Annotated in this window: 20 protein-coding genes; 9 read left to right on the forward strand and 11 right to left on the reverse strand. The window is 61.6% G+C overall.

Annotated elements, in window-relative coordinates; translation table 11 throughout:
* Positions 1–80 precede the first annotated feature (80 nt).
* The 4 genes from HOP58_RS02630 to HOP58_RS02645 all read left to right on the forward strand — a co-directional run bounded on the left by HOP58_RS02630 (position 81) and on the right by HOP58_RS02645 (position 3426).
* On the forward strand, positions 81–1694 hold the full coding sequence (locus HOP58_RS02630; RefSeq protein WP_234259454.1) for an ATP-binding protein: 1614 nt from the start codon (positions 81–83) through the stop codon (positions 1692–1694).
* A 29-nt stretch (positions 1695–1723) separates the two neighbouring features.
* Positions 1724–2443 carry a response regulator transcription factor gene (locus HOP58_RS02635; RefSeq protein ID WP_234259455.1) on the forward strand — a complete coding sequence of 240 codons (720 nt, stop codon included), beginning with the start codon at positions 1724–1726 and terminating at the stop codon, positions 2441–2443.
* 131 nt (positions 2444–2574) lie between these two features.
* Positions 2575–3147 (forward strand): phosphoribosyl-AMP cyclohydrolase, encoded by a 573-nt coding sequence (locus HOP58_RS02640; protein WP_234259456.1) that lies wholly within the window; start codon positions 2575–2577, stop codon positions 3145–3147.
* Between the two features lie 78 nt (positions 3148–3225).
* Positions 3226–3426 carry a DUF2905 domain-containing protein gene (locus HOP58_RS02645; protein ID WP_010627397.1) on the forward strand — a complete coding sequence of 67 codons (201 nt, stop codon included), beginning with the start codon at positions 3226–3228 and terminating at the stop codon, positions 3424–3426.
* Here the strand turns inward: HOP58_RS02645 and nosP are convergent.
* The 8 genes from nosP to trpC all read right to left on the reverse strand — a co-directional run bounded on the left by nosP (position 3403) and on the right by trpC (position 9946).
* Positions 3403–5760, reverse strand: coding sequence for a nitric oxide-sensing protein NosP (gene nosP / locus HOP58_RS02650; RefSeq protein ID WP_276574756.1), 2358 nt, complete (start codon positions 5758–5760; stop codon positions 3403–3405). The genes HOP58_RS02645 and nosP overlap by 24 nt on opposite strands.
* Positions 5761–5823: 63 nt before the next feature.
* On the reverse strand, positions 5824–6303 hold the full coding sequence (locus HOP58_RS02655) for a pyridoxamine 5'-phosphate oxidase family protein (protein ID WP_234259457.1): 480 nt from the start codon (positions 6301–6303) through the stop codon (positions 5824–5826).
* A gap of 66 nt (positions 6304–6369) precedes the next feature.
* A complete protein-coding gene (locus HOP58_RS02660; protein ID WP_234259458.1) occupies positions 6370–6735 on the reverse strand; it encodes an SH3 domain-containing protein in 366 nt (121 codons plus the stop codon).
* Between the two features lie 63 nt (positions 6736–6798).
* The gene (locus tag HOP58_RS02665; RefSeq protein WP_234259459.1) at positions 6799–7311 is read right to left on the reverse strand and encodes a DinB family protein; all 513 of its coding nucleotides are present in this window, start codon (positions 7309–7311) and stop codon (positions 6799–6801) included.
* Between the two features lie 21 nt (positions 7312–7332).
* Positions 7333–8082 carry a class I SAM-dependent methyltransferase gene (locus HOP58_RS02670; protein ID WP_234259460.1) on the reverse strand — a complete coding sequence of 250 codons (750 nt, stop codon included), beginning with the start codon at positions 8080–8082 and terminating at the stop codon, positions 7333–7335.
* A gap of 53 nt (positions 8083–8135) precedes the next feature.
* On the reverse strand, positions 8136–8546 hold the full coding sequence (locus tag HOP58_RS02675) for a hypothetical protein (protein ID WP_234259645.1): 411 nt from the start codon (positions 8544–8546) through the stop codon (positions 8136–8138).
* A 79-nt stretch (positions 8547–8625) separates the two neighbouring features.
* Positions 8626–9009 carry a VOC family protein gene (locus HOP58_RS02680; protein ID WP_234259461.1) on the reverse strand — a complete coding sequence of 128 codons (384 nt, stop codon included), beginning with the start codon at positions 9007–9009 and terminating at the stop codon, positions 8626–8628.
* Between the two features lie 130 nt (positions 9010–9139).
* Positions 9140–9946 (reverse strand): indole-3-glycerol phosphate synthase TrpC, encoded by an 807-nt coding sequence (gene trpC / locus HOP58_RS02685; RefSeq protein ID WP_234259462.1) that lies wholly within the window; start codon positions 9944–9946, stop codon positions 9140–9142.
* Between the two features lie 180 nt (positions 9947–10126).
* Here trpC and HOP58_RS02690 point away from each other — a divergent pair, with 180 nt between their 5' ends.
* The 4 genes from HOP58_RS02690 to HOP58_RS02705 all read left to right on the forward strand — a co-directional run bounded on the left by HOP58_RS02690 (position 10127) and on the right by HOP58_RS02705 (position 15086).
* Positions 10127–10888 carry a 4'-phosphopantetheinyl transferase superfamily protein gene (locus tag HOP58_RS02690; RefSeq protein ID WP_010627389.1) on the forward strand — a complete coding sequence of 254 codons (762 nt, stop codon included), beginning with the start codon at positions 10127–10129 and terminating at the stop codon, positions 10886–10888.
* Between the two features lie 91 nt (positions 10889–10979).
* Positions 10980–11684, forward strand: coding sequence for a response regulator transcription factor (locus tag HOP58_RS02695; protein ID WP_234259463.1), 705 nt, complete (start codon positions 10980–10982; stop codon positions 11682–11684).
* A complete protein-coding gene (locus tag HOP58_RS02700) occupies positions 11681–13036 on the forward strand; it encodes a sensor histidine kinase (RefSeq protein ID WP_010627387.1) in 1356 nt (451 codons plus the stop codon). The genes HOP58_RS02695 and HOP58_RS02700 overlap by 4 nt, the downstream gene beginning before the upstream one ends.
* A 106-nt stretch (positions 13037–13142) precedes the next feature.
* The gene (locus tag HOP58_RS02705; RefSeq protein ID WP_234253904.1) at positions 13143–15086 is read left to right on the forward strand and encodes a TonB-dependent receptor; all 1944 of its coding nucleotides are present in this window, start codon (positions 13143–13145) and stop codon (positions 15084–15086) included.
* A 136-nt stretch (positions 15087–15222) separates the two neighbouring features.
* Here the strand turns inward: HOP58_RS02705 and trpD are convergent, their stop codons facing one another.
* Positions 15223–16245, reverse strand: a complete 1023-nt coding sequence (gene trpD / locus HOP58_RS02710) for an anthranilate phosphoribosyltransferase (RefSeq protein ID WP_234259464.1) — start codon at positions 16243–16245, stop codon at positions 15223–15225.
* Positions 16246–16272: 27 nt separating this feature from the next.
* Positions 16273–16857: an aminodeoxychorismate/anthranilate synthase component II gene (locus HOP58_RS02715; RefSeq protein WP_234253903.1), complete on the reverse strand. Its 585-nt coding sequence runs from the start codon at positions 16855–16857 to the stop codon at positions 16273–16275.
* Positions 16858–17191: 334 nt separating this feature from the next.
* On the opposite strand from HOP58_RS02715, the gene HOP58_RS02720 reads away from it, so the two are divergent.
* The gene (locus HOP58_RS02720; protein WP_234259465.1) at positions 17192–18226 is read left to right on the forward strand and encodes a zinc ABC transporter substrate-binding protein; all 1035 of its coding nucleotides are present in this window, start codon (positions 17192–17194) and stop codon (positions 18224–18226) included.
* Between the two features lie 91 nt (positions 18227–18317).
* On the opposite strand, the gene trpE is transcribed toward HOP58_RS02720, so the two are convergent.
* Positions 18318–19802 carry an anthranilate synthase component I gene (gene trpE / locus HOP58_RS02725; protein ID WP_010627382.1) on the reverse strand — a complete coding sequence of 495 codons (1485 nt, stop codon included), beginning with the start codon at positions 19800–19802 and terminating at the stop codon, positions 18318–18320.
* Between the last annotated feature and the right edge of the window lie 210 nt (positions 19803–20012).

Consider the following 20012-nt stretch of genomic DNA (forward strand, 5'->3'; position numbering starts at 1 on the left):
AGGCCGGCGCCGCCGGCCTTTCGAAGGCTATTCGGCTGCTGAACCGATAGCGCCTCGAAATACACCGGAGTTCGATTGCCATGTTTCAACGCCGCCTTGGAGTTGCGCTGATCGCCCTCACACTGCTGGCGCTGATACAGGGTGGCGTCGCCGTATGGGCCATCGATGGCGCCCGGCAGAAAGTCGAGCTCGGTCGCCTCTCCAGCGACCTGCATACCGGTTTTCTGGCGCTATCAGACAGCAAGCACAGGCTGCAGACCTGGCTATCCCGCGCCCAGCATGAAGCCAGCCCCGACCCTGAGCAGCGCTACGTTCTGCTCGAGGAAATGCGTTCACACCTGGTGCGGCTACACCAGCTCAGCGAAACGCTGGCCGACCGTGCGCTGGTAGAGACGGAGCAGCCCGCCAGCCTGATCGAGGAGCGCCGGACGGCGCTGAACGTCTTCGACCAGTTTCTCGATACGCTGGAACGCCAGGAGACTGCCCCGCCATTCGACATCGAACCAAGCGATCTGAATCAATTCGAGGGACGCGACCTGCGCCTGATGATGGCCGATACCCTGTCCCGTGAACGCACGCTGCTCGCCAAACAGCGCAACGAGGCCGACCGCTCCTTGCAGCAATTGATGCGGATGGTGATTCTGACCACGCTGACCCTGAGCGCCATCATCTTGCTGGTGTTCTGGCATTTCGCTCGCGCTCTGCGTCGCCCCATCGGCGAGTTGATGCGTGGCGCCCAGGCACTGCAGCGCGGCGAGCTGAGCCACCGCCTCGACGACAACCTTCAGGACGAGTTCGGTCGCATCGCTGCCCATATGAACCATATGGCCAGCGAACTGGATCAACACCGCCGCACCGAACGCGATCGTCAGCAGCGTCTGGAAGACCTGGTCGAAACGCGCACGCGAGAGCTGGAGCAGGCGCTGGAAAGACTCAGGCAGCTGTCACAGCAGCGCCAGCAGCTGCTGGAGGACATCAGTCATGAGTTGCGCACCCCGGCCACCTCGATACGCGGTGAGGCCGAAATCACGCTGCGCGGCCAACCACGCAGCGAAGCCGAATATCGCCAGGCACTGCAACGCATTGCCGGCGATGCCGCCCACCTGAGTGGCGTCATCAGCGACCTGCTGACCATGGCGCGCAGCGATATCGCCGAATGGCAGATACAGCACAAGCCTCTCGACCCACTCTTGCCATTGCGCGATGCCATTGGCCAGGCTTCCACCCTGGGCAGGCTGCGCGGCATCAGCGTGACCCCAGGCCACCTGGAGACTGCCACGCTGCTCGGCGATTCGCAGCGACTCCAACAGGTATTCAGCATTCTGCTCGATAACGCCATTCAGTATTCGCACCCCGGCGGCCAGGTCAACGTCGAAGCACGCGTCGTCAAGCACCAGACTGCCTTTGTCTGGGAGCTGAGAATTCGCGACCATGGCATCGGGCTGGCACCGCAGGAGGCCTCTCGCATTTTCGAGCGCGGCTATCGCAGCGCTGAGGCTCGCCGCCACCGCCCTGATGGACAGGGCGTTGGGTTGGCCATTGCCATGCTGCTGATGCGGCTGCACGGTGGCCAACTCCAACTGGAGAGCATGGCCGATGGCGGATGTCTGGCCCTGCTTCGTCTGCCGGTGCACATGCCTGAAGCCAGCGGACCTTCAACCGACACGCTCAGCCCGTCGGTTGCTCCCGCCTGACTTCCGCCAGACTCACGGAGAGTGTCGTTATGCACATCGTGATCATCGAAGACGACCCACGTATTCGTGACTTCCTCCAGCGCGGACTGGCGGCCGAAGGGCACCAGGTAAAGAGCTTCAGCGAGGGCCAACCAGCGCTGGTGTATCTCGTCCAGGCGGCACGAGATTCAGAAGTCGCGCCGCCGCCCGTCGTCATCCTGGACCGCCTGCTGCCGGATATTGGTGGACTCGAGGTTTGCCGCAGTCTGCGTACTGCCGGCGTCACCTTCCCGATCCTGATGCTGACCGCCCTGGACAGCATCGAGGATCGCGTCTCGGGGCTCGAGGCCGGCGCCGACGACTATCTGATCAAGCCTTTTGCCTTCGAGGAGCTCCTGGCCCGGCTCAGCGCCGTTTCACGCCGGCATGCGGGGCACGCGCCGTCGGAGCAGCGCGTCGTGCGTGTCGGCGACCTGGAACTCGACCGCGATCAGCGTCGGGTCACACGTGCCGGCCGGCGGATCGAGCTCACACCAAAAGAGCTCGCCATCCTCGAGCTGCTAATGTCCGCTCCCGGCAAGCTGTTCAGTCGCGAGCGTATTCTCGCCAGCGTATGGGGAGCACATGAAGATCCGCTGACCAATATCGTCAATGTCTATATCCGACGCTTACGTCAAAAGCTGGACGACGAACATACCAAGGAGTCGCTGATCACGACCCAGCGCGGCTTTGGCTACCGGCTCGAAGCCCCTTCGGTAACTCAGCTGTAACCGTTCACCTTCCGTTAATCCTGCCGGTCCTCCTTGTTCATCGGAAGGCGATCGGAACGCATTGCAGCCTGCGCTATGCTGGCCAGGCTTTATCGCTATCCCATAACGAGTTCACCGACAGGAGACGAATGATGAAATTCAAGACACTGATCACTGCAATGGCCCTCGGACTCGGCCTGGGTACTACTAGTCTGGCAAGTGCCGCACAAGTCACGCACCTGGGTGGAGACATCACCGAAGAGCAGGTGCTGGCGGCACAGCAAGCCTGGGGCGACGCTCTGGTTGCCATTTCCAATACCTACGAGGCGGAGGGCATTGACGCCGCCCGCGAACTGGCACAGGAAGTGATCGACAGCGCCTACGGCTACGACATGGGCGCCGTGCTCTTCAAACCCACCCTGGCCGCCGCGCCGCAAACTTTCCGCACGACACCCGAAGGCGCGCTGGCCTACTTCGTCGGCCACAGCGATGAGTACAGTGAAGACAGTGGCTTTGCCCTGAAGGGCTGGCAGGAAGTCACCATCGAAAATGCCGCCATTTTGATCAGCGGTGACGTCGCCCTGACCATGGGCAACGTCTCCATTCTCGATGCCGACGGCAACACCACCACCGTGGACAAGACCTGGGGCTATCACCTGGACGATGAAGGCACCCTGCGTATCGTGCTGCACCACTCCTCTCTGCCCTTCAGCCCAGAGGAATAAGCGCAAGCCAACCTCAACCGTACCGGCAGCCGCCGGTACGGTTCGTCCTCGGCAAGCGCACACGGAAGGGGAGGCAGGATGTCCCGCACCCTGATCGTCATCGGCCTGTGTATCGTTCTCATCGGCCTGTTCTGGCCATGGCTCTCCAAGCTGCCCCTTGGCCAGCTGCCGGGAGATATCGTCGTACGACGCGAGAACTTCTCGTTCTACTTTCCTATGACCACCATGATCCTGTTGAGTCTGCTCATCAGCGGGTTATTGTGGCTGTTCAACCGCTGAAGCGCTTTCGTCCGGTATGCGCCGAATTGGCAGCCAGAGGGTGAAGGTCGTTCCCTCTCCGGGGCGGCTATCCAGCTCGATGCGCCCTCCGTGCTTCTGCACGATGCCATAGGAGAGCGAGAGGCCAAGTCCGGTGCCCTGACCGACAGGTTTGGTGGTGAAGAAAGGGTCGAAGATACGCGACTGCAGCTCGGCAGGTATCCCCGCCCCGTCATCGGCAAAAGCGAGCCACACCTGATCGCCTTCGCAGCCGGTGCGCAACGTGATGGTGCCGTGGTCCTCGATTGCCTGAGCCGCATTGACCAGCAGATTGAGGAAGACCTGGTTGAGCTGAGCCGGCACGCACTCGACCGCCGGCAGTTGGCCATACTCCCTTACTATCGTGGCCTTGTACTTGATCTCATTGGTCGCCACGTTGAGCGTGCTCTCCAGGCCCTGATGAAGATCGGCAAGCTGCCAGTCGGTAGCACCGGTACGGGAGAAATCGCGCAGATCCTGAACGATACGCCGTACCCGGGCCGTACCGTCGATCGACTCGGCAATCAGCGCACCGACATCCTCGCGCAGATAGTCCAGTTCGAGCTCCGTCTTGAGCTGGGCGATCCGCTCGGCCGCCTCGCTCGTCAATGACGGCTCGACCGTCTCGTAGAGGTCGACCAGGCGCAGCAGATCGTCGATGTACTGATGCAGAGTGTTGAGGTTGGAGCTGACGAAGCCGATGGGATTGTTGATCTCATGGGCGACACCCGCGGCAAGCTGGCCGATCGAAGCGAGCTTCTCCGACTGAAGCAGCTGATTGTGGGCTTCTTCCAATTTACCGATGAGGACTTGCTGCTCCTCCCTCTCACGCTCCAGCGCCACGAGAGCCTCGCGCCGCTCACGGATCTCCCGTTCCATATCCTCCTGCACCTGCTGCAGGGCACGATTGATCTGCTCGTTCTCGCGCAGCGCCGATTCCAACTCCTTGGTTCGCGCCCGCACCTGATCCTCCAGCATCACCGCGGTCTGGAAGAGACTGAAACCGGAGCCGCGCACGCTGGTGCTGCGCTCGGCTCGATCCATCAAGGCCTGCACCATCTTCTGCAACTGCTCGGCTCCAAGCTGTCGCCGCGGCATCGGCTGAGCGGCATCGGATTGCATCACCCGTTCCGTACGGCTGCCTGACAGGCTCCACCCACTCGACGAGCCGCTCGTTTCGCTATGGTCACAAGCGCCAATGGCGATGCCCGTCAGCGTCTGATTCATGTGCACGCCACCGTATTGCTCACCATAGGTGCTGAAACCGACCGCATTATGGCGATCGAAAATCGCTTCCACCGACGCCTTGGTATTCTTCTGCGAGACCTCCAGGTTGCGCAGAATGCAGTCACAGGCAAGCACCAGCTGCGGCGGGCCCAACTCTTCGCTCAGCTGTCCCATGGTCGCCTCCAGATCGGAGACCAGATCCATTCCCTGGGCCACGCGCAGGACCAGCCCTTCGTCAATGGCGCTGTAGAAAGTCAGGCTGCCGTCCGGCCCGACCTTCTGTATCGAGCGTACATAATCGGTGCCATCAATCAGCACGACCACCGGCGCAGCAGCGAAATGGTGCGGCTCGAGCGCCTCCACCGAGACGCCGATCAACTCGGCATAAGCCTGAGCGGCGGGTATGCCATTGATCTCGTAAACGATCCGCTGCTCCGCATCGGCCCGGGTGACGACCAGGCGCTCCTCCAGCGAGAGGAAGTGCTGGGTCTTGAACAGACGGAACGGGTAGTCGCTCTTCAATACGGTCAGCACGGCACTGTCACTGTGGAAAGCCCCGTCATGGAATACCTGGGTTTGGCTGAAACACAGGTCGTCGCCCGCCGAGCCGCCCACCAGCACGATATCGCCCAATGCCGTTTGCAGCGTTCGTGCCACCTGCTCTTCTCGGACGGAGAGGCCATCGATGAGCAGAAAACCGAAGCTGTTGCCGCCGCTCGGTCTTGTCGCCCGCTCACCGAGTTGCTGTAGCAGCGTATCGGTGAACGCCTGGCCACGGGCGATGCTGAACTGCTGAAGGGTATCCAGTCGTCCGGTGACCGCCGTACAGCTGCCGGCCGGGAAACTTACGCCGGTGAGCGTGTGGTCGAGATAGCCCAGAGGGCCGATCTCCCCCGCAGTGGTACACCCCACCACGGGGATGTCGCCGAACAGACGGTTCATCTCGTCAGCCAGCGCTGCCAGATCGTAGTGGCTGGAACAGAAGAACAGCACCAACTCGGGATCGGGCTGCACCACCCCCTGATGAAACTCGCGAACGGCAGTGCGAGCATCCTCAGCACGGCTCTGCATGCTACGAATCCGGCTCATGGCGGCTCTCCCCTCGTGGGCCTTTCCTATTGTTATCGGCTGAGGTCGCTGAAGGTTGAGGTTTTAGCCATGCTCCTCTCTGCTAACCCCATAGGCACGAAGCGCAGAGCGGATCTGGGATTCTTCGGTGGTCTCTGCGGGATAGAACCTGTAGCTGGGAGCGAGGATAGGCTCAACGGCCGTGGGGCTCACCACGAGAACGCTATGAATCGGAAAGCGCTCCCCGGCCATTTCGAGAAGCGGCTCGGCCCAACGAGAGAAGTCCGCAGCTCGTGCTTTCACTTCACGTGCAACACCCGTCACCTTGAAGCCTTTTTGCACGAAAATATCGATGAAGCTCAAGCATACCTTCTCATTGACTCGGATATTCCTGGAAGAGGTCGGAGAAGCGATGTTCGCCACCACTACTGTCGTGTCATCCAGGACCGCGAATATCTCCTTGGGGGAAACGTTGGGCTGTCCAGCTTCATCGGAGGTGGCCAGCCAACAGAGAACGCTGCGCTCTACCGCCTCTCGCACCTCTGTCGTTATCAAATCCGTCACGGCAGTTCCCTTTTTGTTGAATGATGCAGCGCTTCGTCCCCTGCAGCTGGCACAGCAAAACTCCCTTTAATCATCGACTTTCTTCAGGTTTTCTAGCGGCACCCAGCCCGGTTCCGTATCGTCAGCTTTCTCACACCATAGCCAGCCATTCAGCTCCCTCTTGCCGACCAGCAACTCTCCTTGCACTACATTGAGTTCTCTCGCCGTATAGTCATCGAGCGCACGCCCAGTCGAGCCATCCAGAAATTCAATGATCTGGCCAGGCACCCAGCCTGGCTCCTGCCCTGGCGCGCTGCAAAAGAACCAGTTCTCCCAGCCCGCCTTACCCTCGTATTTTTCCCCAACGGTGAGAGGGGTCCCCTTTTTGAAAGTAATGGGGGTGGGGAACTCGCTCACATAAGGAGTGACGACAAGATATTTGGAGATGCTCATATATTCTCCTTGAATCAACACTTCTACCAGAGCACGCAGCCTGTTGTTACACCCTATGAAAATTCAGCAAGAAGAACCAGGTCCCCTGCGCCCGGGTTCGCTGATGTGCAAAAACTTGGTGTAGAGGTCACGGGGTGGTGTCACCGAGATGGATTTCAGCACTTGGCCAACGTTGCCACGGTGATACCCACCGTGAACGACCACATGCAACAGCATTTCCTCTCGGGTCATGCGCCCTGCATCCCCATCGGTGAAGGTAAACGCCAGGGCTTCGGATAAGACCGAGTCGTTCAGCTTGGCGACATAATCAACGTACCAAGCGTCCGTTTCCGTTACCTCTCCATGCAGCTGGCTGAGAGCCGGAGTCTCTTCGGTGTTGGTTGCATCGAATGGAGACGGATCCCCACTCAGGTGTGCTCGAAAGATGCGATCGACGACATAAATATGGTTGAGCGTTCGAATGCATGTGTGTAGTTCAGCGGCATAACTTGGCGGTAAGTTGGCAAGCAGGGTGAACAGCTCGGCATTGGCCCAGGCCTTGTAGGCAAACAGGGACTGCAGAGAATTAAGAGACATGAGGGTTTCCTTTGGCTGGGCCTATGACGAGTGCAGAAGCGTGGGGACAAATGAATCATCAGCGCCAATACTGTTTTCGGTGCGCTTCGACAGCCAGGCGTGAATCAAGCCGGCCTGGAAGAACTGCACGGGTGGCTCGAAGCCTCCGGCCTCGATGATGGCGGCCACCTTGCTTGGCGGCAGGACGCCGACGTCATTGGCATAGGCCTTGCGCATGCGCGCTATCCCCTCGGGGGTAATATCCGCCTGCGCCATCATGTTCATCCAGGCGCGCAGCAACACCTCATACTCGGGTGATGCCACATCCGAGGCCAAATCAGAGCTGGCGAGAAGACCACCCGGCTTGAGTCTGCGGGCTATTTGGTGGAAGAAGTCGGAACGCGCCTGCTGGTCGAGAATGAACTGCGACACCAGCAAGCAGGTCGCAGCATCGAATACCTGGGCGCCAGGAAGCGATTCCAGATAGCCCTCGTGAAATTGACAGCGCCCCGAGAAGCCCTCCGTTTCTGCCTGCTTTCGGCAGATGTCCAGCATCGCACCAGAAGGCTCTACGGCAGTGAACTTCCAAGTAGGATGGTTGTGAGCAAGGTGAGACAGCTCCGCTCCCGTTCCTACCCCGACACAAAGGACGTGTGCACCTTCGGGTAGCTCGGCAAAGGCCGCATCCAGCAACATGTGCAGGCAACTCCGAATCGGCAACGTCTTCGCCCACTGCGCGTCGTAGCTGGAAGCTTGCTGATCGAACAATGCCTTGATTTCATCTTGGTTCATCGCTTTCCCTGCTTGTTTGCCGTCTCAAGAAGGCCACACACTGCTGCCCAGCATCAGTTGGCCACTGCGATATACCACTTGGGCTTCATGCGTCCGAAGTCTCTTCGAACATTGGATTTCAAGCCTTTCTTGGAATCAAGCACGAGCGCATTGCCCCCGTCCCTGACAAAAACGACCCAGTGCCAGAATGGCTTTCCCCGCTCCACCCTCCATTTAATCGCCAGAAGCGCCTTGTCTGGAAGCCGCTCCCAAGCCTCGAAAGGGATTTTCCTTGAGCCGACTGAAACATTGAGTTCGCGCAACAGCCTGCGAACATGCTCGGTACTCGACCATAGTGTCGGGTCCTCGGCATAAATACCCAGAGAGCTGGCCTTCCTCTTGGCCTCGGCGTAGGTGATGCCGGCGATGGCAGCGCTCGCGGCAATACCGCAGCCGGATATTTCTTCTTGAATGACCGGTTTCATGCACTCGTCCATCGCGCTTTGGCTATCTTCCACTGCTGTCATCGCCATTTCATTGCATTCTCTGTAGCGGCAATGTTCTCTACCTCATCGAATGAAGCCCGATAGAGTTGCCCTCGGTATCGGCGATCAGCGCCGCAAAGCCATAGTCGCCAATGGAGATTTTCTCCTGAAGCACCTTGCCGCCACTGGCAGCCGCCCGTGCCACCTGATCAGCGCAGTCTTCACAGGTAAAGTAGACGACCGTACCCGTACCGCTGGTGCCGGGCTGCCAGTTGGCACTCTTCACGAGCGCTCCCGAACTTCCCGCAGCCGCCTCCATGGCACCGGGGAAGGCCAGCATCTCTTCATCGGGGCTGGGGCTCGGCAGTTGTTCCAGTTGCACGTCGAACACAGCCTCGTAGAAGGCTTTTGCCCGCGCCATGTCCTGCACGTAGATCTCGAACCAGCAAACCGGCTTCATCATGCTACCGTCTCCCAATGGATGCCAAACAACTTGCCCCCTCCCCCTCGAACGAGCATAGGCGAATTCGGCGTCTGCCGACGAAAAAGGGCAGCCAACGCGGCTGCCCTTTTGGTCCCTGATTTCCACCCGCTCAGTAGAACAGCCGCCGCAGCGCTTCACCCGGCTCCTGCTCGCGCATGAAGGCCTCACCGACCAGGAAACCATGCACGTCGTGCTCGCGCATGCGCAGCACGTCGGCCTGGGTGTGAATGCCGGACTCCGTCACCACGGTGACCCCGGCGGGAATGCGCGGCAGCAGCTCCAGCGTGGTTTCCAGGCGAGTCTCGAAAGTATGCAGGTTACGGTTGTTGATGCCCACCAGGCCGATGCCGAGCTTGAGCGCGCGCTCGAGTTCCAGGGCGTCGTGCACCTCGACCAGCACGTCCATGCCCAGCGCCGTAGACTGCTGGTAGAGGTCGGCCATCTGGGCATCTTCCAGGGCGGCAACGATCAGCAGGATGCAGTCGGCGCCGATGGCGCGCGCCTCGCTGACCTGATAGCCATGCACGATGAAGTCCTTGCGGATTACCGGCAGCTCGCACGCCTCACGCGCGGCGATGAGGAAGTCCTCATGGCCCTGGAAGAAGTCGGCGTCGGTCAGCACCGAGAGACAGGCGGCACCGCCGGCAGCATAGCTCGCCGCAATCTCGGCAGGCTGGAAGTCCTCGCGGATCACGCCCTTGGAGGGCGAGGCCTTCTTGATCTCGGCGATCACTGCCGGATCACCCTCGGCAATGTTCCGATCGAGAGCCGCGATGAAACCGCGGGGAGCGCTCTGCCGCTCGGCCAAGGTCAGCAGCTCGGCTTCGGACACGGCGCGGCTGCGCTCTGCCACTTCCTCGTCCTTGCGGGCCAGGATGCGGGTGAGAATGGTCGGGGCGTCCTTGGTTGGGCTCATGGTGCTGTCTCGGTACGGGCGGCGCTGGCCGCGGTTGAAGCCGGTGAGCGACCCATATTACCTACCTGCGGTTCGACATGGAACGCGAGGCTACCCAAAGTCGGCGTATCGCCCGCCTCTCTCCGGCTCGAAGCGTCAGGATACATGACGCCAGCCAGTGGCCCATGCAAGAATTCGCCCATGGACAGCTCCTCTTCTTTGATCGACCCTTTTGTCGGCCCTTTCACCAGCGACTGGCCCTGGGCCTCGTCCCTTCCGGGTGCTCGCCTGGTGGCGGCACGTTTCGATCCAGACCGCTTCGATGAGCCGAACGTTGGGCCCCTTCCCTTTGAACGGGGTAGCATCGCGCTCCCGCCCCGCTTGCATGGCGCCATTGCCAAACGGCGGGCGGAATACGTTGCCGGGCGGCTGTGCGCACGCCGTGCCCTGCGCCTGCTGGATGGCAGGGACGCAACCCCAAGCATGAACGAGGATCGCTCACCATGCTGGCCCGCAGGCTGTGTGGGCGCCATCACTCACAGCGACGGCTGGGCAGCGGCACTGGTCGCCCATCGCCAGACCTATCAGGGTGTCGGTCTCGATGCCGAGCGGTTGCTGAACGAGGAGCAGGCCCGCCGGCTCGCAACAAGGGTACTGACCGCCGAAGAGATCGTCCGCATGCGAGCGCTGCCGCCGTCGAGCGTGGGGCTGATGGTCAGCACCACCTTCTCCCTCAAGGAGAGCCTGTTCAAGGCGCTCTACCCACTGGTGGGCCGCATGTTCCACTTTCCCGCCGCTGAACTCATGGCCTGGCATGGCATCGGCCCCGTTCGCCTGCGTCTGCTGGAAGACCTGGGCAACGGTTGGACAGTCGGCCGCGAGGTCACCGGCATGGTCTGCCTGCTTGAAGACAGAGTCCTGAGTCTGGTGGCTCTACCAGCTTCAGCGGCTGACAGAGACTGACCCCTTATTGCCGCCAATATGAGACATATTGTCATTTGCACTTTCACGGCATACGATAACAATTATCGTATACACATGGAGTGTAGGGCCAATGCCCTCAGCCGCACCACGCAGGCCACATATCCTGGTAGTCGAGGACGACCGAACGCTGAGCGGGCAGATCGCCAGCCTCCTGGAGAGCAAGGGATACCGGACCTGCCAATGCTATGAGGGGGAAGTCGCACTGCTCTCCGCCCTTGGCCAACACTTCGACCTGATACTACTGGACGTCTTGCTGCCAAAGCTGAATGGCTTTGACGTGCTCGACAGGCTGCGCAAGACGCGCCAGACGCCCGTCATGATGCTCACCGCCTGCGGCGCAGAAGAAGAACGCATCCTTGGCTACCGTCGTGGCGCCGACGATTACGTGCCCAAGCCATTTGGCTTCACCGAACTCATGTTGCGTATCGACGCCCTGCTCCGACGTACCCTGGGCAATACCGATCAGCGTGGCGACCCCAACGAGCTAACGCTGGGCTCGCTCAAGCTCGACCGAGGCAACCTGGACGTTCGTCACAATGGTGTTCCCATCGCTCTGACTCCCATCCAGTTCCGTCTACTCTGGTCACTGGCGCTCCACCAGGGCGAGGTGCTGAGCAAACCCTATCTGTACCAGTTGGTGCTGGAGCGCGAGTTTAGCCGCTACGACCGCAGTCTCGACATGCATCTGAGCCGGGTACGTCGCAAACTGACCATGGCGGGAATGGCCGCCGACCGCCTGCAGACGGTGCACGGCAAGGGATACTGCTTCCTGTGACTAGGCGCCTGTTCTGGAAGCTGTGCGGGCCCCTGGCGCTTGGTACTCTGGTTCTGGTCTGGGTGGTCACTTTCCTGGGCGACGAAACCGAGCAGAAGATGAGTTTCATCGCCGCGCAGCATCAGCAAACCTTGAAACATTGGGGCACCACAGCCGAGCAGCTCTACTATGCCGGCGACGAGCAGGCTCTGGCCGACTGGCTCGCGGAGCTACAGGCCCGCGAGAACACCTGGGCCGCCGTGGTGCGCTCCGATGTCCAGCCTTTGGCGGGAAGTACTCTGTCGGCACAGTTCCAGGAGGGGTTTCGATTGGGGCGCAACGTGGAGTGGAAGATTCACCTCTACTTCACAGAGAACCCGATCATGGATCTCACGTTCGCCGATGGCCACACTCATTTTCTGGTGACCCTGCCTCAGCGCATGCGCCCCGGCACCTACCTGCCCGAGGTCAAGCTGCTACTCAAGGTAGCCTTGCCGCTCGCCGTGCTGATGCTGCTCGCATCGGTGATCTATCACTACTTGATGGGGCCATTACGTCAGTTGGAGTTGGCCACTCGGGCCTTCAGCGAAGGCAACCTGGGAGTTCGGGTACGCCCTCTGCTCGGTAACCGCAGCGACGAACTCACCGCTCTGGCCGAAACCTTCGACCGCATGGCCGAGCGTACCGGCGACCTCATCCTCACCCAGCGCCAGCTGATCGCCGACCTCTCCCATGAACTGCGCACTCCGCTGACCCGAATCGACATGGCGGTAAGCTGCGCGGAGGAGGGCATCGATACGCAAGACTTCCTGCCTCGCATCCGCCGTGAATGTCGTGTGATGCGCAGCTTGGTGGAAGATGCCCTTACGCTGGCTTGGCTGGAAAACGAGCAGCCAAGTCTCGATCACGACAACCTGGACCTCACCGACCTACTCGACAGCATCATCGAAGATGCCCGGTATGAATATCCGGCGCACGTCATCGAAAGCTCGCTGCCCGACCAGGCGGAGATCAGCGGCAGCAGCCAGCGGGCCCTGGCACAGGCAATCGAGAACGTGATCCGCAATGCCTGCCTCTATACCCCAGGTGGCGGTCACGTCCGGGTGACGCTGCAGCCAGACGGCGACGGCTACCGGCTCACTATCGACGATGAGGGACCTGGCGTGGCCGACGACCAATTGGAGCTGATTTTCACGCCCTTCTACCGCACCGTTCAGGCCCGTGACGACCGGCCGGATGGCCACGGCCTGGGCTTGGCCCTGGCGCGCCGACAGATCGAAGCGGCGGGCGGTTGGATTCGCGCCGCGAACCGCAGCGGGGGTGGTCTAAGAATGACGCTCTGGTTTCCTGAAGCCCGCTCGAGGCGGGCATGAGGTACAGGAGGTAACAATTGTAAAAGCAATTCACTTTTCATAGCGGCTAACAAAGAATGCGCTCCAAATAAGAATACTTATCACTCAAAGGAGCTCGGATCATTCTATGATATCTCTATCTACCCGCGGCAACGCCTGGCCGCTCAATCCCTTGTGGCTGGCTATTGCTCTTGTCAGCGCCAGTCCCGCCGTACTGGCCCAAAACGGTCCTCAACAGCTCGACACTCTGCAGATCACCGGGGAACGTGTCAGCGAGAGCGGCCAGAGCGTCAGCGCAGAGGCGCTCGAGCGTCGCCAAGCTTCCGAGCTGCAGGATATCTTTGCCGACATGCCCGACGTCGCCGTAGGGGGCGGGGCGCCGGCCGCTCAAAAGGTCTACGTGCGTGGGCTGGAAGACACCATGCTCAACGTTACCGTGGACGGAGCCACTCAGTCCGGGTATCTGTTCCATCACCAGGGCCGCCTGGTGGTCGAGCCGGAGCTGCTCAAGCAGGTCGATATCGTCGCCGGCGCCGGGGAGGCGACCAACGGTCCCGGCGCGCTGGGTGGCGCCATTCGCTTCGTGACCAAGGACCCTGAGGATCTGCTGCGTCCAGGCCAGAGCTTCGGCGCACTGCTGAAAGGTGGCTATTTCAGCAACACCGATGGCTACCGGGCCTCCGCTTCGCTCTACGGCAGACTCACCGATAACTGGAGCGGCCTGGCCATGCTGACCCAGACCGATCACGGCGACTACAAGGATGCCGACGGCAACACTCAGCCCTACACGGGCAGCGAGAGGTTCACCGGCTTCGCCAAGCTGGTGGGGCAGCTCACCGATGAGCAGCGGCTCCGGTTGAGCTACGAGCGCAGCGAGGACGAAGCCTATCGCCTGCATCGCCCCCACTGGATTCCCAGCGCACGCAACGCCCCCATCGACCAGGAAGTGGTGCGCGAGACGGTGACCGGGAACTACGGCTTCACCTCGAGCAAAAATGACTGGCTCGATCTGGACCTGACGCTATATCACACCGAGGCATCTCTGGAGCACATTAATGGCCCCTTCGGCGACTATATCGGCGCCATGCAGAGCCACGGCGGCGACCTGCGCAACCACAGCCAGGTCGGCGACCTCACCCTGACTTACGGTGTCGACTACCGCAAGGACGAGGCCCGCCTGCGCAGTCCTCTGTACGGTACCGACCGCGAAGAAGGTAGCGTGGTAGGCCTTTACCTGCAGAACCACTATCAGTTGACCGAGCGCCTGCGGCTCAGTGCCGGTGCGCGTCATGATTGGTTCGAGCTGGACGAGCACCTGACCGGCAACTCCTTCAGCGAATCCGGCTGGAGCCCCAACCTGGGCCTGCGCTTCGACGCCACCGAACAGCTGACCTTGCATGGCGGCTGGGCGCGCGCCATTCGTGGCACCCAGGTCAAGGAGCTGTTCGTGCTCGACTATTATCGCAATGCGGAGGATCGCAAGGAAGAAGTCGCCGAGAACGTCGAGCTGGGCGCCACCTATCGCTACGGCAACCTCTATCTGGCGGCGGAAGTGTTCGAGACGCGCATCGACGACGTGGTGGGTCAGGTCACGCCTGCCGTACTTGGCAATCTGGGCGAGCTCAAGACCCGTGGCTTCAACGCCCGGATCGGCTACGACTGGGATCGCCTGGAGGCCTCGCTCGCCTACAGCCGTGCCAGGCCCGAGCTCGAAGGTGTACCGCTCAGCGACGATGATATGGCCATTGGCACCAGCATCGGCGATACCTGGGTGGCCAACGTGAACTTCCAGGCCACTGACGATATCGATCTCGGCTGGACGGGACGCTTTGCGGAGCGACTGACCAAGGTGGCCGATGGTTACCCAGAGAAGGCCGGCTATGGCGTCAACGACATCTATGCCAGCTGGCATCCGCTGGTCGGTGATCAGTTGACGCTGTCGCTGCGAGTCAACAACGTCTTCGACAAACAGTACTTCGATCACGCCAGCTACGGCGATGCCGGCGACGTTGCTCACGGCCTGCCCGACCCCGGCCGTGATTTCCGCCTCAGCGCCACCTATCGCTTTTGACCCGAATAACGGTGAAGCCATAGCCAGAAACGCATAGCCAAAAACGAGAAGGCCAAAAACGAGAGGGGACGCCGTATGGCGACCCCTCTGGTGTTTGCTGCGCTTGGCTGGCCGTGGCTGCGCTGCAGGTCACGGCTCAGGAAACCAGCACGCGGGTGAAGTCGGCAAGCTCCTTCATCTTTTCCAGCGGCAGCTTGGAGGCCTGGGCGTCCTGGGCCATCATCACGCCTTCCTTCAACGTATCGGCGATACCGGCACAGTAGAGTGCCGCTCCGGCGTTGAGGGAGACGATGTCGGCCGCCGGCCCCTCGCCCACCAGCGCCTCGCGCACCAGCCGCAGGCTGTCCTCGGCGCTGACCACCTTCAAGGGGCTCAGTGCCTGCCGCTCGATGCCGAAGTCCTCGGGTGCGATGGTGTAACGACGAATCTCGCCGTCCTTGAGCTCGGCGACCTGGGTCGGCGCAGCCAGGGAGATCTCGTCGAGACCGTCCTCGGCGTGAACCACCATGACGTGACGGCTACCAAGCTGACGCAGCACCTCGGCCATCAGCGGCACCAGCTCGGCCGAGTAGACCCCAAGCACCTGGTTCGGCGCCCCGGCGGGGTTGGTCAACGGCCCGAGAATGTTGAACAGGGTACGCACTCCCATCTCGCGCCGCGGGCCAATGGCAAAGCGCATGGCGGGATGATGGTTGGGGGCGAACATGAAGCCTACACCGACGTGCTCGATGCAGCGCGCCACCTGCTCCGGCCGGAGGTCGAGATGAATGCCCGCCATGTCGAACAGATCGGCGCTGCCCGAAGAGGATGAAACGCTGCGATTGCCGTGCTTGGCCACCTGGGCGCCGGCAGCCGCAGCAACGAAGCTGGAAGCGGTCGAGACGTTGAACAGGTTGGCGCCGTCGCCGCCGGTACCGACGATGTCCACCACGTTCTCGCTGCGCTGAAGGTGGACACGCTTCATCAGCTCGCGCATCACCTGGGCGGCGGCACCGATCTCCTCGGCCGTCTCCCCCTTCATCGCCAGACCGACCAGAAAACCGCCGATCTGCGCATCGCTGGCCTCGCCGGTCATGATCTGCTGCATGACGGCATGGGTCTGGTCGAAACTAAGGTTTTCACGGCGCATCACCGCGGCAATGGCGTCTCGCATCTGCATGGGCAGGCACTCCTCTATACGGGCGGCTCAGCGGCGCTTGAGAAAATTGGCCAGCAGCTCATGCCCCTGACGCGTCAGAATCGACTCCGGGTGGAACTGCACGCCTTCGATATCCAGCTCACGGTGACGCAGCCCCATGATCAGACCGGGGGTCACGTCGTCATCGTCGGTCCAGGAGGTCACCTCGAGGCACTCGGGCAGCGTGTCGGCTTCCACGACCAGTGAATGGTAGCGCGTGACCTCCAGCGGATCCTCGAGGCCGGTGAAGACACCAAGACCATTATGGCGGATGCGTGAGGTCTTGCCGTGCATCACCTGCGGGGCGCGTACCACCTTGCCGCCGTAGACCTGACCGATCGCCTGATGGCCGAGGCAGATGCCGAGGATCGGCAAACGACCGGCGAAGTGTTGAATGGCAGCCAGCGAGATGCCCGCCTCGTTGGGGGTGCAAGGACCGGGCGAGATCACCAGATGGCTCGGCGCCAGCGCTTCCATCTGCTCCAGGGTGATGGCGTCGTTGCGATAGGTGGCCACCTCGGCACCAAGTTCGCCAAGATACTGCACCACGTTGAAGGTGAAGCTGTCATAGTTGTCTATCATCAGCACGGACATGGCGAGAAGGTCCTGTTCCAGCGAATCTTTTCAATGTTTCGTCGTGCGCGGCCGGCCATGCAGTTCTGCTGCGGACACAAAAAAGCCGCCCGACGGCGGCATTTCGTTCAGTCGTCAGCGCGCCGCCCCTCGCTCAGGAGCGCCACCACTGGATCGAATTCGGCATATAGGCGTTTGCGTTCATGACGCAATAGTGCCGCCCAGGCAGCCGAGCTGTCAACGCAAGATGCCCCCGGCCGGCGCGTTCATCAGCGGCCAGGACAGTCGCGGCTGGCCAGCGTACCTCCCAGTCTCTATCATCGGGCAGTGCGCTACCGCGAAAAGGAGATTGACGATGCGCTTTACCCGCCGTGCCTGTATCTGGCTGACCCTGCCTCTAGCCGCCATGGTCGGCAGCGTTACGGCAGCGGCAGCCAATCCCAAAGTGGTCGCCAGCTTCTCGATTCTTGGCGACCTGGTCAACAAAGTCGGCGGTAACGATATCGAACTGGTGGTGCTGACCCCGGTAGGGGCCGAAGTCCATGAGTGGGAGCTGACACCCAACAATTTCATTGCCCTGGAGGATGCCGACCTCGTCTTCTACAACGGCTACCAGCTCGAGCAGTGGATGCGCCAGGTTTACGCCACGGTGGGCAACCGGGCACCGCTGGTGCCGGTGGCGGAAGCCACGGAATACCCGACTCAACCCATCGTCACGGGTGAATACACCGGCGAGCCCGACCCGCACCTGTGGATGGACCCGCGCGCCGTGGCAGCCTACATGAAGGTGATTGCCGACCAGCTCAGCGAGCTCCACCCCGAGGCCGCCGACAACTTCCAGGCGCGCGCCGCCGCTGCCAGGGAAACCCTCGCTCGACTACACGAAGAGATCGGCGAGATACTCGCGCCGATTCCCGAGGAGCAACGCTTGCTGATCACCACGGAAGCGGCTTTCGTCTATTTCGCCGATGCCTACGGCTTTCGTCATGACGGCGTGTGGGGCAGCAATGCCGAAACCGAGGGCTCGCCCCAGCAGGTCATGCGCATCGTCGACTTGATCGAGCAGGCCCAGCCAGGCGCCCTGTTCTGGGAAAGCACACTCTCGGACCGCTACATTCGCAGCATCGCCGCCGACACGGAGCTGCCGATTGCCGGCCCGCTGTATGTCGACTCCCTCAGCGAACCCGATGGCGATGCCACCAACTACGTTGCCATGATGCGTCACAACGCCAAGCTGATCCGCACCGCCCTGACGTTGGGCGAAGAGGAAGAGAAAGCAGACGAAGAGAGCAACGCCGAAGCCGACGCGGTAGAGGGTGAGGAGTCGGCAGAAGGTGAAGATGTGGAAAAGAACGAAGAGGTAGAGCGGGACGACACCGAGGACGCATAAGGCATCTCTCGTCTCAGTTCGCAAACGGCGCCCCTGCTACGAAGGGGCGCCGTTTGCCGTATGGCCAAGCGTAGAGAATTCAAGAAAGTGCCTAGAGGTTATCCAAGCCCTTCTCGGCCATGGCCACGGCACGGAAGATGGCGCGCCCCTTGTTGAGCGTCTCCTGCCACTCCAGCTCGGGCACGGAATCGGCCACCACGCCGGCCCCGGCCTGCACGTGTAGCTCACCATCCTTGATCACCGCGGTACGAATGGCGATGGCGGTGTCCATGTTGCCGTGCCAGGAAAGATACCCTACCGCGCCGGAATAGATGCCGCGCTTGACCGGCTCCAGCTCGTCGATGATTTCCATGGCGCGGATCTTGGGTGCCCCCGAAAGCGTGCCCGCCGGGAAGGTGGCGCGCAGCACGTCCATGGCGCTGAGGCCCGGCTTCAGGCGTCCGGTGACGTTGGAAACGATGTGCATCACGTGAGAGTAGCGCTCCACTGCCATCTGATCGGTCACCTGTACCGACCCCGTCTCGCTGATGCGCCCCACGTCGTTGCGCCCCAGGTCGATCAGCATGAGGTGTTCGGCGATCTCCTTGGGATCGGCCAGCAGCTCGGCCTCGAGTGCCCGGTCCTCCTCCTCGGTCTTGCCGCGCACCCGGGTGCCGGCGATGGGCCGTACCGTGACCTCGCCCTCCTCCAGCCGGGTGAGAATCTCCGGAGAGGAGCCCACCACATGGTGGTCGTCCAGGTTGAAGAAGAACATGTAGGGCGAGGGGTTGAGGCTGCGCAGCGCGCGGTACAGGTCCAGCGGCGAGGCACGATAGGGAATCGACATGCGCTGCGAAGGGACGCACTGCATGACGTCGCCGGCCAGCACGTACTCCTTGATCTTCTCCACCGCCGCCTTGAAACCGGCCTCGGTGAAGCCCGAGGTGAAGTGTCCCTCTTCCACCGCGCTGCGTCCGGTGCCGGGACTGGCGGCTTGGACACCTGCGCTGCGCAGGCGCCGCTCCAGGCCCTCGAGGCGCGCCACCGCCGTGGCAAAGGCATCCGCAGCGGCGGGGTCGGCATGGGTCCACAGCGTCAGCCGGCCCGAGAGGTTATCGAACACCACCAGCTCGTCGCACACCATCAGCAGAATGTCGGGCACGCCCAGCGGATCGGGTTTCTCCACGCCTCTGAGACGCGGTTCGATGTAGCGAATGGTGTCGTAGCCGAAGTAACCCACCAGACCGCCGTCGAAGCGCGGCTGGTCATCGAGGTTGGGCACCCGGAAACGCCCCTGGAACTCCTCGATCCAGGCCAGCGGATCCTCCACCTCCACACGCTCGATGCATTCGCCCTGGCGTACGTGGCTGACAGTGAAGCCGCGCACTTCGATGCGCTCGTGAGAAGGCAGGCCGATGATCGAGTAGCGTCCCCACTTTTCGCCGCCCTGCACCGATTCCAGCAGGAAGGTCCAGGGCTCGTCGGCCAGCTTGAGATAGGTCGACAGCGGCGTATCGAGATCGGCCAGCACCTCGCGGGTGACCGGAATGCGGTTGTAACCGGCCTCGGCCAGCGCAAGGAAACGTTCGGGAGTCATCATGACGGAGCCCTCGAGATATGACGGTGACGGATGGTGAATCAGGGTGATGCTTCAGCGAGCTTCACCATCGCCAAGCGGCGGGCTGGGCAGAAAATAGCACCGTCGTGTCAGCTGCCCGACGCAGGCAACCACGGGTTAAGGAGTCGTCATGCAGCATCATGCTGTCCATCGAAGCGTTTCCCGCAGGAATAGGCAAACGGAAGGATT

It is taken from the genome of Halomonas sp. MCCC 1A11062 (assembly GCF_021404355.1).
Taxonomy (GTDB): domain Bacteria; phylum Pseudomonadota; class Gammaproteobacteria; order Pseudomonadales; family Halomonadaceae; genus Halomonas; species Halomonas aerodenitrificans.

What these genes read in the sequence shown, in the direction of transcription:
- HOP58_RS02630 (WP_234259454.1), top strand. Translation starts at nt 81, where the DNA reads ATGTTTCAACGCCGCCTTGGAGTTGCGCTGATCGCCCTCACACTGCTG.
- HOP58_RS02640 (WP_234259456.1), top strand. Translation starts at nt 2,575, where the DNA reads ATGAAATTCAAGACACTGATCACTGCAATGGCCCTCGGACTCGGCCTG.
- HOP58_RS02705 (WP_234253904.1), top strand. Translation starts at nt 13,143, where the DNA reads ATGATATCTCTATCTACCCGCGGCAACGCCTGGCCGCTCAATCCCTTG.
- HOP58_RS02715 (WP_234253903.1), bottom strand. Translation starts at nt 16,857, where the DNA reads ATGTCCGTGCTGATGATAGACAACTATGACAGCTTCACCTTCAACGTG.
- trpC (WP_234259462.1), bottom strand. Translation starts at nt 9,946, where the DNA reads ATGAGCCCAACCAAGGACGCCCCGACCATTCTCACCCGCATCCTGGCC.
- HOP58_RS02695 (WP_234259463.1), top strand. Translation starts at nt 10,980, where the DNA reads ATGCCCTCAGCCGCACCACGCAGGCCACATATCCTGGTAGTCGAGGAC.
- HOP58_RS02690 (WP_010627389.1), top strand. Translation starts at nt 10,127, where the DNA reads ATGGACAGCTCCTCTTCTTTGATCGACCCTTTTGTCGGCCCTTTCACC.
- trpE (WP_010627382.1), bottom strand. Translation starts at nt 19,802, where the DNA reads ATGACTCCCGAACGTTTCCTTGCGCTGGCCGAGGCCGGTTACAACCGC.
- HOP58_RS02635 (WP_234259455.1), top strand. Translation starts at nt 1,724, where the DNA reads ATGCACATCGTGATCATCGAAGACGACCCACGTATTCGTGACTTCCTC.
- HOP58_RS02675 (WP_234259645.1), bottom strand. Translation starts at nt 8,546, where the DNA reads ATGAAACCGGTCATTCAAGAAGAAATATCCGGCTGCGGTATTGCCGCG.
- HOP58_RS02680 (WP_234259461.1), bottom strand. Translation starts at nt 9,009, where the DNA reads ATGATGAAGCCGGTTTGCTGGTTCGAGATCTACGTGCAGGACATGGCG.
- HOP58_RS02660 (WP_234259458.1), bottom strand. Translation starts at nt 6,735, where the DNA reads ATGAGCATCTCCAAATATCTTGTCGTCACTCCTTATGTGAGCGAGTTC.
- HOP58_RS02670 (WP_234259460.1), bottom strand. Translation starts at nt 8,082, where the DNA reads ATGAACCAAGATGAAATCAAGGCATTGTTCGATCAGCAAGCTTCCAGC.
- HOP58_RS02665 (WP_234259459.1), bottom strand. Translation starts at nt 7,311, where the DNA reads ATGTCTCTTAATTCTCTGCAGTCCCTGTTTGCCTACAAGGCCTGGGCC.
- HOP58_RS02720 (WP_234259465.1), top strand. Translation starts at nt 17,192, where the DNA reads ATGCGCTTTACCCGCCGTGCCTGTATCTGGCTGACCCTGCCTCTAGCC.
- HOP58_RS02645 (WP_010627397.1), top strand. Translation starts at nt 3,226, where the DNA reads ATGTCCCGCACCCTGATCGTCATCGGCCTGTGTATCGTTCTCATCGGC.
- nosP (WP_276574756.1), bottom strand. Translation starts at nt 5,760, where the DNA reads ATGAGCCGGATTCGTAGCATGCAGAGCCGTGCTGAGGATGCTCGCACT.
- trpD (WP_234259464.1), bottom strand. Translation starts at nt 16,245, where the DNA reads ATGCAGATGCGAGACGCCATTGCCGCGGTGATGCGCCGTGAAAACCTT.